This is a genomic window from Microbacterium sp. CCNWLW41, assembly GCF_037083505.1.
In genome coordinates this window covers 204,180-219,042 of sequence record NZ_JBAOJP010000010.1, presented here as the reverse complement: position 1 = coordinate 219,042, position 14,863 = coordinate 204,180, and the positions used below count along the sequence as shown (strand labels likewise).

12 protein-coding genes are annotated in these 14,863 nt (G+C 70.3%); all 12 read right to left on the bottom strand.

The features are described 5' to 3' along the window. Window positions 1-3: 3 nt before the first annotated feature. The gene (locus V6R91_RS29480; RefSeq protein ID WP_336398246.1) at window positions 4-2,331 is read right to left on the bottom strand and encodes a glycosyl hydrolase family 95 catalytic domain-containing protein; all 2,328 of its coding nucleotides are present in this window, start codon (window positions 2,329-2,331) and stop codon (window positions 4-6) included. A 179-nt stretch (window positions 2,332-2,510) separates the two neighbouring features. Next, window positions 2,511-3,935, bottom strand: coding sequence for a glycoside hydrolase family 32 protein (locus V6R91_RS29475; protein WP_442928196.1), 1,425 nt, complete (start codon window positions 3,933-3,935; stop codon window positions 2,511-2,513). A gap of 215 nt (window positions 3,936-4,150) precedes the next feature. Beyond that, the gene (locus V6R91_RS29470) at window positions 4,151-5,626 is read right to left on the bottom strand and encodes a glycoside hydrolase family 32 protein (protein ID WP_336398245.1); all 1,476 of its coding nucleotides are present in this window, start codon (window positions 5,624-5,626) and stop codon (window positions 4,151-4,153) included. Continuing rightward, the gene (locus tag V6R91_RS29465; protein ID WP_336398244.1) at window positions 5,623-6,657 is read right to left on the bottom strand and encodes an ABC transporter ATP-binding protein; all 1,035 of its coding nucleotides are present in this window, start codon (window positions 6,655-6,657) and stop codon (window positions 5,623-5,625) included. Before V6R91_RS29465 ends, V6R91_RS29470 begins: the two co-directional genes overlap by 4 nt. Then, window positions 6,654-7,571, bottom strand: coding sequence for an ABC transporter ATP-binding protein (locus tag V6R91_RS29460; RefSeq protein ID WP_336398243.1), 918 nt, complete (start codon window positions 7,569-7,571; stop codon window positions 6,654-6,656). The genes V6R91_RS29465 and V6R91_RS29460 overlap by 4 nt, the downstream gene beginning before the upstream one ends. Next, a complete protein-coding gene (locus V6R91_RS29455; protein WP_442928199.1) occupies window positions 7,568-8,551 on the bottom strand; it encodes an ABC transporter permease in 984 nt (327 codons plus the stop codon). The genes V6R91_RS29460 and V6R91_RS29455 overlap by 4 nt, the downstream gene beginning before the upstream one ends. Before the next feature lie 41 nt (window positions 8,552-8,592). Beyond that, window positions 8,593-9,570, bottom strand: a complete 978-nt coding sequence (locus tag V6R91_RS29450) for an ABC transporter permease (protein ID WP_336398241.1) — start codon at window positions 9,568-9,570, stop codon at window positions 8,593-8,595. Between the two features lie 62 nt (window positions 9,571-9,632). Next, window positions 9,633-11,300, bottom strand: coding sequence for an ABC transporter substrate-binding protein (locus V6R91_RS29445; protein ID WP_336398240.1), 1,668 nt, complete (start codon window positions 11,298-11,300; stop codon window positions 9,633-9,635). A gap of 67 nt (window positions 11,301-11,367) precedes the next feature. Then, window positions 11,368-12,384: a LacI family DNA-binding transcriptional regulator gene (locus V6R91_RS29440; protein WP_336398239.1), complete on the bottom strand. Its 1,017-nt coding sequence runs from the start codon at window positions 12,382-12,384 to the stop codon at window positions 11,368-11,370. A 212-nt stretch (window positions 12,385-12,596) separates the two neighbouring features. After that, window positions 12,597-13,028 (bottom strand): YkvA family protein, encoded by a 432-nt coding sequence (locus V6R91_RS29435; RefSeq protein WP_336398238.1) that lies wholly within the window; start codon window positions 13,026-13,028, stop codon window positions 12,597-12,599. A 100-nt stretch (window positions 13,029-13,128) separates the two neighbouring features. Then, window positions 13,129-14,226: an HNH endonuclease signature motif containing protein gene (locus tag V6R91_RS29430; RefSeq protein WP_336398237.1), complete on the bottom strand. Its 1,098-nt coding sequence runs from the start codon at window positions 14,224-14,226 to the stop codon at window positions 13,129-13,131. Next, on the bottom strand, window positions 14,223-14,561 hold the full coding sequence (locus V6R91_RS29425; RefSeq protein ID WP_336398236.1) for a hypothetical protein: 339 nt from the start codon (window positions 14,559-14,561) through the stop codon (window positions 14,223-14,225). The genes V6R91_RS29430 and V6R91_RS29425 overlap by 4 nt, the downstream gene beginning before the upstream one ends. Window positions 14,562-14,863: the final 302 nt, after the last annotated feature.

Genomic DNA, 14,863 nt, shown 5'->3' with positions numbered 1-14,863 from the left:
CGCTCAGCCGGGGATGCGGACGCGCGCCGGGCCCCGTGACAGGTCGAGGTCGGCCGTGAACCGGCCAGGGCCCGAGACGGTGATCACCTCGCCGTCCCGCGTCGCCTCCGATCCTTCGGCGAGCGAGAGGATGGCCGTCGCGCCGTCGGGCCCCCAGGTCAGCTCCTCCACGACGACACCGCCACGCGCTCGCACGCCCCGGATCGACCCGCTCGGCCAGGACGCCGGGAGCGCGGGCAGCAGGGCCACGTGCCCGGGCTGCGACTGCACCAGCATCTCGATCACGACGGCCGGGAGCCCCCCGCTCGCATCGACGTTGAAGATCGCGTCGCCGTCATGCGTCGACACCGCGTTCGACCTCCAGAAGTCGCGCGCGAGCGATTCGACGCACCGGCGGGCGGCGTCGGCGTCGCCGAGTCGCGCGGCAGCGAGCCCGAGGCCGACCAGGCCGAAGGCCATCTCCATGCGGCCGGTGGGAGCCGCCCAGGGCTTCTCGTCGCGCCACGCGAGCTTCCTCCTGATCGTCTCGAGGGCCGCGGCGCGCAGCTCGGGGGTGTCGGCGGCGTCGTCGTCCTCGTACCAGAACGGGTAGAGCTGCGAGACGTGGCGGTGCCCGATCTCCTCGTCGACGCTCGGGTCGAGCCACTCGGCGAAGGTCCCGTCGGCGGCGACCCGGTAGGGAGCGAGGCGGTCCGCGAACGAGCGCCAGGCGTCACCGTCGACGTCTTCTCCGAGCACGTCGGCGATCCTGGCACCCACTCGCGCGGCGTCACGGAAGGCCGCCACGTCCATGGTCGCGTCGGCGGCGATCGGAAGCGGCCGGTTGCCCGGGGTGTTCTCGGGCGAGTACGACGGGGCCAGGCGCAGCCGGCCGTCGTCGTCCGGGACGGCGACGGCGAGGGCGAACGCCATGACTTTGCGGGCCAGCGGCCACGCGTACTCGCGCAGCAGCTCGATGTCGCCGGTCGTGCTGAACTGATCCCAGGCCAATCGCAGCACCCAGGCGCCGCCGGCCATCCAGTAGAGGTGCGGATACGTGTCGGCGAAATGGCTGCTGTTGCCGTGCGAGTCGAAGCGGGCCGGAAGCAGCCATCCCGGGGCGCCGAAGACGCGTTCGGCGTTGGCCGCGTAGTCGTCGACGTGCCGGAAGAGCGCTCGGAGGTACGAGGTGAACAGCTGGGGAGTGCCGGAGAAGACGAGGGATGCCACGCCGCCGTGCTGCACGTTGCCGTTCTGCGTCCAATCACCCGACCATGCCGGCCGTCGGGTTCCCTGCCAGATGCCCACGAGCGTCGGAGGCAGCACGCCGGTCGAGGAGATGATGGTGTGGCGGCCGGAGGCGAACGCCAGCTCGACCGCCGCGAGCACGCTCTGCGCGTCGCCCGACCTCGCACCGCGCAGCACGTCGTCGTACGAGACGGTGTCGTCGATGCCGCTGCGGAGGTCGAGGGCGCACACGTCGAAGAGTGCGTCGTGCGACTCGGCGGGCACGGCATCCGCTCCCGCGCGTCCGCCGAAGAGCTCGATCCGGACCGGCAGGGTGACCGGGCGGCCGCCGGGAAGGCGGACGCGCACGCCGCCCTCGACCGGTTCCGCCGCAACGTCCTCAGGCAGCGCGACGGTCAGCCGGGCGTGCCGGGGCGGCCACGGGCTCGGCGGGTTCTGCCGCACGAACGGCAGCAGCCGTTCCTCGTCCACCCGCACGTCGAGCACCAGCTGCGACCCGCTCGACACCGGCACCGTCTGATCGAGATACACGCCGTAGTCGGTCGACGGGAAGGAGCCTTCCCCCTGCGCATCCTCACCGAACCCGAGGGCCAGCACGCCGCTGGCCTCGTGCTGCGACCACACCTCGATCGCCATGCCTCCCGACGCGCGGTCGGGAACGAGGGCGATGCCGCTGCGCCCGCCCGCCTCGTCGGTCCACTCGACGCCCACGCGGCCCGTCGTGAAGTCGCCGCTCCTGCGGTAGTCGTCGTGGCCCGCAGCAGCGTCGGGCGTCCAGGACAGCTCGCCGACCGGCACGAACGGGTCCGTCCAGATCATCGAGCCGTCGTACCCGTCCTCGTGAGCGGCGCGGTCGGTGAGCTCGGCGACCGCGCGGGAGTCGCCGGCGAGGGCCGCCGCTCGCACCTCCTCGATGACGGGCGCGATGCGCGGAGCGGCCTTCGCGGAGTTCACGGGGAGGAAGAACTCCTCGTGGCACACGTGGATCGCATGGCGCTCCGGCGTCCCCGACAGCACCGCCCCGATCGAGCCGGTGCCCGCGATGAGCCCGTGCTCCCAGTCGTGCCCGATGGATGAACTCCAGAATCCGGTTCTGACCGCCACGCGGCTCTCCTCGTCGATCGTTCGCCAGGTGTCCCGTTCAGCCTAGACGGAATGATCTGATGAATCAGCGGCGCCCGATCGCTCCGGGCGCAAGAATCGCCGATCAACACGGATTCGCCGCCGCTGACATCTGATCACTGCCGGGTCGCCCAGCGAGCCGTCCGGTAGCTGAACCTCCCTCAGACCGCCAGCTCGCGGATGGTGAGGCCGCGGAACGTCGCCGATCCCTCGTGCGCGTAGAGGCGGATGCCGTCGTCGCCGTCGAGCGGGAACACCCGGTGCGAATGCACCACACGGCCGTCGCCCACGAAGAACTCAACGCTCGTGCGATCGACGAGGATGCGGACCGTGAGACGCCCCGTCGAGGGATCGATCGGCGTCTGCGATTCGCCGCCGGTCGGATTGATCGTCGGGCGACGGTTCACGTACGTGAACGGCCCGTTCAGAAAGGCGCCGACGGCGACGTGACGGCCACCGCCGGCGGCGCGGCACACCTCGAAGCCGATGTTGGCGGGCCTCGCCGCCGGGTCCCACACGAGCTCGCACGTCAGGTCATAGGCGAGCGACCGGACGTCGAGATCATGCGTCCCCGCGACGGTGACGTCGCCGAGGGTGTGGGTCTTCTTCGCGTACTGAGCGAGGGCGGCGGTCGGGGTGGAGGCGAGGTAGTAGCCGCCGTCCCCCGCGGCGAGCCTCAGGTCGCGCACGATCATGTCGTCGCCGTTGTAGCCGTCGGTCGCGAGGGTCGGCGTGTTGTGCGGGTAGTCCCAGAAGTTCGCCCATCCGATCGCGCGGCGCAGCGTCGGGTCCTCCGCACCCGACGCGTCGTGGTTCGGGTAGGTCACGGCGCCGTAGAAGTCGAACCCGTAGTCCAGCCAGCGGGGCTCGCCGTGATCGGGGGCGAACGACGCGCCGTCGAACGCGCCGGTCCAGTACGCGTACGTCGCCGGCAGACCCCGCCCCTTGCCGTTGGCGCTGATGCCGAGGATCCAGTGGGCCGTGCCGTCGTCCGCCGTCATGCGGAAGATGTCGGGGCACTCCAGGAGCCCGAGGTCGGTGCGGACGAACTCGCCGACGCGCTGCCACGAGCGGAGGTTCGCCGAGACGTAGAACCCGATCCGCTGTCCTTCGGCGTTCGCCATGAACCAGCGCCCGCGGTCGGCGTCCCAGATGACCTTCGGGTCGCGGAAGTCGTGCACACCGGGGTTGGGCAGCACGGGGTCGTCGCCGCCGGGGCGGAACGTCTTGCCGCCGTCGGTCGAGTACCAGAGGTACTGCGCCTGCCGGCCGCCGGGCGCCTGCGTCACGAGGGCGATGACCGCGCCCACCCCGTAGCCGGCGGTGTTCTGCTCGTCGATGACGAGGCATCCCGACCAGCAGTCGCCGTTGCCGTTGCTGAACTTCGGAATGGCGATGCCCTGGTCGCGGAACGCCACGTGGTCGCGCGTCGTGGCCCGCCGCCACGCCGTACCCGCGCCGCCTTCGAGGTAGTCGGCGTTGTACAGGTAGTAGTAGTGGTACTCGCCGTCGATGAAGATCGGCCGCTGCGGGTCGTTCTTCCAGTTGTCGGGAACGCTGACGTGGTACGCGGGGCGCATCCTCATGCGTCCTTTCGAGGTGGTCGTGCCGGGAACGGATGCCGCTTCCGCCGCGGCTGCGGCGGCTCCGCCTCCTCCAGCCAGCGCCAGGGTGCCCGCTAGAGCGGTGACGCCGGCCCCGGCGAAGAGCGCGCGGCGTGAGACTGTCGTCGATGCCTCCATGAATGACCTTTCGTCGTGGCAGCGTCGGCGCTGCCGTGGGTGGTGGTTGCGCGGGAATCTCAACCGGCGGATGCCATGCGCCACGCTCGCAGCGTGGCTCCGGCGCCGCCGTCGACATCGACCGAGACCTGAAGCGCGTCGGGCCGTGTCGGATACGCGCGCGCGGCGAGCGCGATGCCGTTCGCGAACGCCTCCAGCGCGGAATGGTCGACCACGACGCGCAGGCGCACGGTGTCGCCCTCGAGGCCGACGACACCCGCGAGCGGCTTCGTGTCGACGGTGGTGTCGAGGCTCGACCGGCTCCGATCGAGCGAGAACTCGACCTCGTCGCCGACGCGGCGCAGGCGATAGACGGTGCGCTCCGCGCCGTCCGCCGTCGCGCGGACGGCGAGCTCGACCGACGCGCCCGCCGGAAGCACGGCCTCGAGTTCGAGGTCGAGCTGGTCGCCGCCGAGTCCCGACCCGGCGACCCCGGCGGCCGGGCCGTCGTAGAGGAGCTCCGCCCGCAGCGCGTCGACCTCGGGCGCCGGCGCCTGGTGCAGCGAGCCGTCGGAGCGCGCGGTCACGACACGCGGCAGCGACATGACGCCGGACCAGCCGGCGGCGACGGCCGCGGCATCCGTCCGCCCTTCCTGCATCCAGCCGAACATGAGCCGCCTGCCGGTCTCGTCGCGCATGGACTGCGGCGCGTAGAAGAATCGCCCGCCGAGGTCGAGGCGGTGCAGCGAGCGGGGCTCGAACCCGTCGCCGCGGTAGGAGCCCGACCAGTACAGCGGGTGGTGCGTCACGCCGTCGTCCCAGGCGGAGAAGACGAGCACGTCCGTGCCGTCGACCGCGAAGAGGTCGACGCACTCCCACATGGTGCCCGTCCAGTCCGGAGCCGTCCGCGCCCGGTCCGCCGTGTCGCCGACGAGGAGCGGGCCCACATAGCGCCACGAGCGCAGGTCGTCGGACTCGTACAGCAGCGCCGTGCCGCCCTCGCCGCGGATGCCGGCGCCGATGATGTGCCGCCACCGCGCCGGACGCGCATCGGTCGCCTCCTCGCGCCACACGCAGTGGTCCCGGTAGGCCACGATGTCCAGGTCCGCCGGCGGTGCCGCGATGACGGGGTTGCCGGGCTCCTTCGTCCACTCGACGAGGTCGTCCGACCCTGTGGCGAGGCAGGGCAGCTCCACGCCGCCGTGGCGGCCCGAATACACCAGCGTGGGCACGCCGCCGTCGTCGACGAACACCCCCGACCAGCAGCCGTCGGCGTCCGGGCCCGCGCTCGGTTCGAGGGCGATCGGCAGGTGCTCCCAGTGCACGAGGTCGGTGCTGCGGGCGTGCCCCCAGTGGATGCGGTCGTGCACGGGCGCGTACGGGTTGTACTGGTAGAAGAGGTGGTACCAGCCGTCCCGCTGGGTGAGGCCGTTGGGGTCGTTGAGCCACCCGGCGGGGGCGACGAAGTGGAACGCCGGCCGGTGCGGGTCGGCGGCGGCGCGCTCGACGAGATCGGGCGCCGCGGAGACGGGACTGGTCATCGGTGGCGTGGTCATGCGGCGTCGTTCTCCTGGTCGTCGGCGGGCTGTTCCAGCGCGGTTCCGGGCGCATCGGCGGGCGGGGCGTAGAGGCCGCAGCGCACCCAGTGCTGGGGCGTCTCGCTCAGCCGGTGGAACACCGGCTTCTCGTTCGAGCACTCCTCGTCGGCGACACCCGTCCAGCGGCACTCGGTCGGGCGGAGCACCTCACGGCGCAGGCGGGCCCGCTCGACGGGATCGAACGGCTCCGTGCGCTGCGGGTCGGGCACCGCCGAGATGAGCAGGCGCGTGTAGGGGTGTGCGGGGTTCGCCAGCAGCTCCATCGCGTCGCCGCCTTCGACGAACTCGCCCGCGAACATGACGATGATGCGGTCGGCGAGGTAGCGCGCGGAGGCGAGGTCGTGCGTGATGTACAGCATCGAGATCCCCTGCTCCTCGCAGAGGGTGCGCATGAGGTTGAGCACCCCGATCCGCACCGACACGTCCAGCATCGACGTGGGCTCGTCGGCGAGGATCAGCCGCGGGTTCACGGCGAGCGCGCGGGCGATCGCGATGCGCTGCCGCTGACCGCCGGAGAGCTCGTGCGGGTAGCGGTCGAGCATCTCGGCGGGAAGGCCCACCTTCTGCATCAGCCGCTGCTTGGCGTGCTCCATCGCGTCGCGTCCGGATGCCGCGCCGTGGATGCGCAGCGGACGCTCGAGGAAGTGCCCGACGCGGTGCACCGGGTTCAGCGACCCGAACGGATCCTGGAAGATCATCTGCACGGCCGACCGGTACTCGCGGCTGGCGCGCCGCTTCGAGGCGGCGAGCATGTCTTCGCCCTCGAAGAGGAAGGTGCCCGCCGACGGCTGCTCCAGACGCGCGAGGCATCTGGCGAGCGTCGACTTGCCGCTGCCGGACTCCCCTACCAGCGCGACGATCTCGCCGTGGGCGATGTCGAGGTCGACGCCGCCGAGGGCGCGCACCCGCTTGCGGGATAGCGTGCCGCCGATGGTGAACGTCTTCTCGAGTCCCCGCGTGGAGAGCACCGGGGTGTCGTGTCGGTTCATGAGATCGCCTCCGTGATGAGGGACGCGTCGTCGCTGGGCGCGACGAAATGCGTGGGGCCGACCTGCTCCAGATCGGGGATGTCGCGGAACCGCACGCCTTCGCCGAGCCCCTGCAGCCGCGCCCGGGGGCCCGACATGGGCGGGAACGCGTTCATCAGAGCGCGGGTGTACGGATGCCGCGGCGCGGCGAAGATCTCGCCGGCTCGAGCCGTCTCGACGAAGCGCCCCGCGTACATCACCGCCATGCGGTCCGAGAGCTCGACCATCAGCGACATGTCGTGGGTGATGAAGAGGATCGCGAACCCGAGCTCGCGCTGCAGGTCCTTGATCTGCGCCATGATCTCCTGCTGCACGACGACGTCGAGCGCCGTGGTCGGCTCGTCCATGATGAGCAGCGGCGGGCGCAGCGCGGTCGCCATCGCGATGACGACGCGCTGCCGCATCCCGCCCGAGAGCTGGTGCGGGTAGGCGCGCAGCCGTTCACGCGGGATCCCGACGAGGTCGAGCAGCTCGCCAGCCCGCGCGAGCGCGGCCTTCTTCGAGATGCCTTCGTGGGTGGTGAAGATGTCGGCGATCTGGTCGCCCACGGTCATCACCGGGTTGAGCGAGTTCATGGCGCTCTGGAACACCATCGCCACCTGGCGCCAGCGGAAGTCGCGCAGCTCGTCGGCGGTGAGGGCGAGCACGTCGGTGCCGGCGAAGCGGATCGAGCCTCCCGAGATGAGCGCGGGGTCGCGCAGCAGCCGCAGGATCGCGTTGGCGATCGTGGACTTGCCGCAGCCGGACTCGCCGGCGAGGCCGAACACCTCGCGCTCGGCGATCGAGAACGACACCCGGTCGACGGCGCGAACGGTGCGCGCCTCGGTGACGTACTCGACGGAGAGGTCGTCGACCTCGAGCAGCGGAGCGGTCATCGTGCCGCCTCCTTCCGCGGGCTGGCGACGACGCGCGTGGGCGCGTCGGGAGTGGTGCGACGGCGGGGCCGGCGCAGGCGCGGGTTGGTGGTCTCGTCGACGCCGTAGTTGACCAGCGCGAGCGCGAAGGCGACGAGGGCGATGCAGACACCCGGAGGGACGAACACCCACCATGCCCCGGTCAGCAGAGCGCCGTCGTTGCTCGCCCAGTACAGGTTCGTGCCCCAGCTGATGGTGCTGATGTCGCCGAGACCCAGGAACTCCAGGCCCGCCTGCGCGCCGATGCCGAAGATGACGCACGCGAGGAACGTGCTCATGACGATCGACGCCATGTTCGGCAGCATCTCGCGGAACATGATGCGCAGCCCGCCCTCGCCGGTCACCTGCGCCGCGGCGACGAAGTCCTTGCCGCGGATCGACATGGCCTGCGAGCGCAGCACGCGGGCCGAGCCCGCCCAGCCGGTGATGACCAGCACCAGGATGACGGTGCCGAGGCCCTGCGGCAGGAACGCGGCGAGGATGACGAGCAGCGGCAGACCCGGAAGCAGCAGGAACACGTTCGTCACCAGCGCCAGGATGTTGTCGACCGTGCGACCGAGGTAGGCCGAGGCGAGCCCGACCAGCAGTCCGACGAAGGTGGCGGCGATGCCGACGGTGAACCCGACGAACAGCGACGATCGCGAGCCCCACACGTTGAGTGCGAAGACGTCCTGTCCCTTCGCGGTGGTGCCGAGCCAGTGCTCGGCGGACGGCGGCTGGGAGCCGATGCCCTGGATGAGGGTCGGGTCGCCCGGCGCGATGACGGGGGCGAAGACGGCCATGAGTGCGAACACCACCAGGATGATGACGCCGGCGAGGGCCTTTCTGTTGCCGAGGAGTCCGCGGACGAGCCCTCCCCCGCCGCGTCGGCGGCGGGGTGGCGGCGCCGTGACGACCTGGCCGTCGGGACCGGGAGGCGAGCCGAGGTCGAGCTCGGCCATGACGCGGGGATCTTGGGCGAGTGACATGTCACACCCTCCGTTCAGCTCACGCGCACGCGCGGGTCGAGGCGCACGTACACGATGTCGACGAGGAAGTTGGCGATCAGCACGGCCGTGGTGATCGTGAGGAAGAGCCCCTGCATGAGGGGGTAGTCGAGGTTCTGCACCGCGGCGAGCAGCGTGTAGCCCACGCCCGGGTAGGCGAAGACGACCTCGGTGAGCAGCGCGCCGCCGACGACGAAGCCGAGCGACATGCCGAACGCGGTGACGGACGGCAGCAGGGCGTTGCGGGCCGCGTACTGCATCATGACGCGGTTCGCACGAAGGCCCTTCGCCTCGGCCATGACGATGTAGTCCTCGGCGTTCGTGGCGATCATGGTGTTGCGCATGCCGAGCATCCAGCCGCCGACCGAGACGAGCACGATCGAGGTGGCAGGCAGGATCAGGTGATAGGCGACGTCGCCGAGGAAGGCGAGCGAGAACTCGGGCACGGTGCCGACCTCGTACGCGTGCCGCAGCGGGAAGGCCTGGAGCGTCACCCCGAAGAGGTACAGCAGCCCCATCGCCAGCCAGAAGTAGGGGAACGAGCCGATGAAGATCAGCACGGGCGGCACGACGGAGTCCAGGATGCCGCCGCGACGCCAGGCGGCGAGGATGCCGAGCACGTTGCCGATGACCACGGCGATGATCAGCGACACGAAGCCGAGCAGCAGCGTCCAGCCGAGCACGCTCGCGATCACGTCGGTCACCGGCGTCGGGAACCGCGAGATCGAGAATCCCATGTTCCCGGTGAAGATCTGCCCCAGGTAGCGCAGGTACTGCTCCCACAGCGGGGCGTCGCTCAGGCCGAACGACTCGCGCAGCGCCTCGATCTGGTCGGGGCGGATCTGCCCCTGCAGCCGCGCGACCATGCGCGAGACCGGGTCGCCGGGCATGAAGCGCGGAAGGAAGAAGTTGAGGGTGATCGACACCCAGAACGCGACGAGGTAGAACCCCAGCCGTCGCAGTATGTAGCCCATGATGCGTCTCCTGGGTCGTCCTGCTGCGCCGCGCGAGCGGCGCAGCAGGACGACGCGATCGGTCAGTCGGTGACGACCGGCTCGAGCGTGGTGAGGACGAGGACCGTCGTGCGCGCGCGCGTCGAGAGCGTCGCGTAGGGGTCGTCCTCGGTCGGCCAGCCGGTGAACCGCTCCGTGCTGGCAGCGCCCCACTCCGGTCCGGGGAAGAGCGGTGCCACCGGTGCGAGCTCGGCGAACAGCGCCTGCAGCTGGTCCATGACCTCGTGCTGGGTGGCCTCGTCGGATGCCGCGGCGAACTGCGCGAGGAGTGCGTCGGCGTCGGCGCTGCCGAAGCGGTGGTAGTTGTCGAACGTCTGCTCGCCCACCGGCTTCACGGTCTCGGTCGACATCACGCCGCGGTAGAACTGGTACGGCGTGGGGGCGCCGGCGCTCCACACGATGCCGGAGTCGAACGTGCCGTTCTCGTACCCGGCGACGACGTCGCCCCAGTCCTTCGCGGCGACCGTGACGGTGACGCCGAGCTCGGCGAGGTTCTGCGAGATGACGTTGCCGACCGACACCCAGTCGCTCGAGGTCGAGCCGACCGAGAAGTCGAAGGCGAACGGCGAGCCGTCGGGGAGGACGCGCGTTCCGTCGGCGCCGAGCGTGATGCCCGCGGCATCCAACAGCTCTCCCGCTCCTTCGAGGTCGCGCTCGGTCCACGTGCACGACTCGACGACGGACTCGTCGCGCCACGTGTCGTATCCGCCGCTCAGGCCGGTGCAGTCGGCCGGAGCGGTGTAGCCCTGCATGCCGATCGAGGTGACCTGCTCGCGGTCGACGGCCATCGAGAGCGCCTTGCGCACGTCGGGGTCGTCGAACGGCGCCTTCGTGGTGTTGAACTGCCAGTTGATCATCGATCCGGTCGGCGGGAACCAGTAGAACCGGTGCTCGGGGTCCTTCGCGACGTAGGCCTCGTCGATGTTGGGGATGAACTGCGGCGCCCAGTCGACGTCGCCGTTGGCGGCGGCGAGGTTCGCGCCGTCGTTGCCCGAGAACGCGAGCACGCGGATGCCCTCGATCTGCTGCTTCTCGGGCTGCCAGTACTCGGGGTTCTTGCCGAGGTCGAACGACTGCGCCTGGAAGTTGGTGACCTCGGTGTACGGCCCCGTGCCGACCGGCTCCTCGTTCGCGAACTTGGTCGGGTCGTCCACCTCGTTCCAGATGTGGGCGGGGGCGATGATCTGCTGGCCGATGTCGAGCAGCGCGGGCGAGAACGGCTGGTTGAAGTCGAACTGCACCGTGAGCGGGTCGACCGCGGTGACCGACTCGATGTAGTCGAAGCCGCCGCGCACCTCGCGCTGCAGGTCGAACGACACCACGACGTCTTCGGCCACGAGCGGTTCGCCGTCCGACCAGGTGACGCCGTCGCGGAGGTGGTACGTGATGCCCGTGCTGTCGGGCGCCACCTCCCACTCGGTCGCGAGCCACGGGGTGGTCGAGCCGTCGGCGGGGTTGTAGATGAGCATCGACTCGTAGATGGCCTGATGCGTCATCGGGAAGTCGGGGTTCGCGAACGGGTTGAAGTTGCGGTCGAACGTCCCCATGTCCTCACGGGGGATGGTCAACAGCTGCGACCCGTCGAGCGCGTCGGCGGATTCGCCTCCGCCGGCGCTGCAACCGGACAGCGCGAGCGCCGCCGTCGCCGCCATGGCGGCCGCGACGACCGCCACCTTGCGGTGAAGTGTCATGATGAGGGTGTTCCTTTCTTCTTCGTTGAAGCCGAAGGGGGCTGACGCTCGGCGGTCGGATGTCCAGTCACACCGACGAGCGTTCCAAGAGTGGGCAGTCGACCGTCACGGTTCCCGTGGCGGTCGGCTGACCCGCGATGATCTCGGCGAGGAGTTCCACGCCCAGGGCGCCCATCTTCTCGAAGGGCAGTGCAACCGTCGTCAGACCCGGCCGCAGGTAGCCCGCGATGAGCTCCTGGTTGTCGAATCCGATGACGGCGACATCGTGGGGGATGCGCAGACCGCGTTCTTTGATCGCGTCGTACGCGCCCATCGCCATGCGGTCGTTCGCGCAGAAGAGGGCGGTGGGAGGGTCGGCGAGATCGAGAAGAGCGGATGCCGCGTCATAGCCGCCGTGGGCGGTGGCGTGTCCTGAGATCTCGAGCTCGTCGTCAGGGGTGATGCCCGCCTCCTGCAGCACCTCGTGGTAGCCGGTGAGCCGGCCCACGGCCGCGGGGATGTCGGGATCAAGGTTGATGAACCCGATACGGCGGTGCCCCGCGGCGAGCAGGCGCTCGGTCGCGCGGCGTCCGCCGGTGCGCTCGTCGGGGACCACGGCGGGGTACCGGCCCTCGGCGTCGAAGCAGTTGACGAGGACCGTCGGCACCTCGCGGGCGATCTCGGGCAGCACGACCGCGCGGTGCCACGTCGCGGCGTAGATGAGACCTTCGACGCGCTGCTCGAGCAGCCGCTCGATGGCCGCCGTCTCGACGGCAGGGTCGGCCTCGGTCGACGCGATGAGCAGATACTTGTCGTCGACGAGCGCGCGATCCTGGGCACCCTTGATGATCTCCACGGCGAAGGGTGCGGTCACGATCTCGGTGACGAGGCCGTACCAGTCGCTCTGCTTCTTCGCGAGGGCGCGGGCGCCGGCGTTGGGGCGGTAGCCGAGCTCGGCCGCGGCAGCGAGCACGCGGTCGCGCGTGTCCTCGGCGATGCTGACCGAGCGGCGGTCGTTGAGCACGAACGAGACGGCCGAGCGCGAGACGCCGGCGTGACGGGCGACGTCCGCCATGGTCACCGCGCGCCGGGTCGTCTCTGACATGTCGTTCCTTCGTTGGATGCCGCGCGATGGCGTACTAACGCGCGTGAGTGATGCGTGAGATCGATGCTAACGCGAGTTAGCGGATCCGGCAACCCGGCGTCGGACAAACAGCAATCGGGTAAGCGGGAAACGAGTGTGCGGGAAGGAGCGGTGAGGAACGGAGGTCCGGGCCCACTCACCGCGCTCTCGCGGTCGGTGCGGAACACCACCTGTCAGGCGACGCCTTTCGCCTTCCCTTGTCCCGCGAGCGTGAGTACGCTCTGCAGGCCCGCCGGCGTGCCCGGCCAGTGCCGCTCGATCGCTTCGCGTCCGGCGTGCCGGATCGCGAACCGCAAGACGACCGCGACCACGATGGCGTCGTCGGCGTATCCGAGCACGGGGATGAAGTCGGGGACGAGATCGATCGGGAGCAGCAGGTAGCCCAGCAGCCCCAGCAGCCACCACCTCGTTCCCCGCGGAACGGTCGGATCGCCTGCGAGGCGCTTGACCAGCCGGATCACATCCGGCACGAGCCGCAGCATCCCCCTCCAGTCCGCATCGGCTCCCGCGCGACGCTGCTGAATCGACAGCAGAAGCAGAAGCAGCATCCACAGCAGGACGAATCCGCCGACTACGGTCAATATCACGATGAGCCAGTCCGGCACGGATCACCTCCAGGACTTTCAGATCGGCCGCTCCCGCCGATCCCATCCCACCATGCATGCGACTCGCCTCATAGAAGGGTCGGAACACCGGCGCGGGGGCTCACGCGGATCTGGCGCGTCTGAGTTCGTTGAGGAGGAGGCGGTTGGGTTCTCGCCATCGTCGTTGCGGGTCGAGCCAGCCGGGTGGTCGCACCTGTGGCATGCCGTCGATCATGCGGATCTCCCACCCGCTGGTCTCGATGCCGCGGTGGTGGTGCCAGCACAGCAGCACGCCGTTGTCGATCGAGGTCGGGCCGCCGTTGGCCCAGTCGATGACGTGATGCACTTCGCACCAGGCGGCCGGGACTGTGCAGCCGGGGATGATGCAGCCGCCGTCGCGGGCGCCGATCGCCTTACGCTGCCAGTGGTTGAACACCCGGTCCTCGACGCGCAGCGCCTTGATCGCACCGTTGGCCGCGAGGGCGAGTCGGTGGATGGTGCCGTGGCAGCCGATGTGCCGGGCCAACGACGCCGGCACCGGCACCGGACCGTCCGCGCTCTCCACGAACGCCACACCATCCGCCCGGTCGAGGTCTTCCGCGGTCGTCGTGACGATCAGCGTCGGCGCCGCACCCCCCAACGTCGGAGTGCCGGCGGCACCGGCGGCAGCGGACAGGATCGACGCGAACGCATCATGCCGCTTCTGGTCGACGGTGCGAGGATCCAGCACCCGGTCCTCGGGCGCACCCTGGGGCTCGGCACTGTCAACCGCGGCATCCACGAACCGCGGCCCGCGGTCCTGCGAACGCGGGTTCAGGTGCGCGTCCACGAGCCGGTCGAACTGCGCCGCGACGTCCTCGGTCACATCACCGGAGATCCGGCGCAACCCCCGCCGGGACCGCCGACTGATCCGGATCCCCCGCATCCGCTCCGAGTACTCCTCATCCGGCAACGTGCCGTCAGGATCCAGGAACAACGCCCACGTCGTCGCCATCACCTTCAACTCATGGATCCCGCACCCAGGCGCCGCACCATCCCCGACCGCCGCCCCGACGAGCTCGCACTCGGCGGCCTGAAGCTCATCGACCGAGCACCGGCCCTGCAACGGCCGCAACGCGTCGACGATCGTCGTCAGCGCATCCGCACTGAGCCGCCCCACCGCCAGCGCAGCCCGGGCATGCTCCAGCGGAGCCGGACGTGACTGCCCCGTCAACGTCACCCGTGTCCGGTGATCGCCTTCGCATCCCGCAGCCGCGCCCGCGCCGTCCCGGCCGACACCAGCGTCGTCCGTTCCACGAGCTCCTGCGCGGACCCGCACCCGAACAGCGTCGTGATCGCATCCTCGCCGAACTCCGAATCCGCGCGACGCGCCACCTCACCGGCAAGCGCCAAGCGCGCGGCATCCGTGATCCGACCCAGCCGTTCGACAACACCCAGCGCCGCGACCAACTCACGGTGCGACAACGCCCGCTGCGCCTCGCCGCGCAGCGCCGACCCGAGCACGTCGCCGAGCGCATCGGCGAGGCCGGTCAGGTCGGCGAGCGGGAAGTTCATACCCCCAATTCTGGCGAGGGGTTCCGACATTGCCAACGATCTAAATCCCAGGTCAACAGGGGTTCTGTGGATAACTCGCAACACGCCGACAAAACCCCCACCTGGGGAGGAACCGCCGCCAGTCAGAGGGACACCGAATACCCCGCGATGGCCACGCCGACGACAGGACGGCCTACTCAACGCGGCAGTCCCCGCCGCCCGAGGACCTGCGCGCGACCACCCAGCTCCCGCTCACGACGCACGCCCCGAGCACCCGCAACTAATCTCGGTGATCAACGGCACTCAGGAGATCACAGCAACCC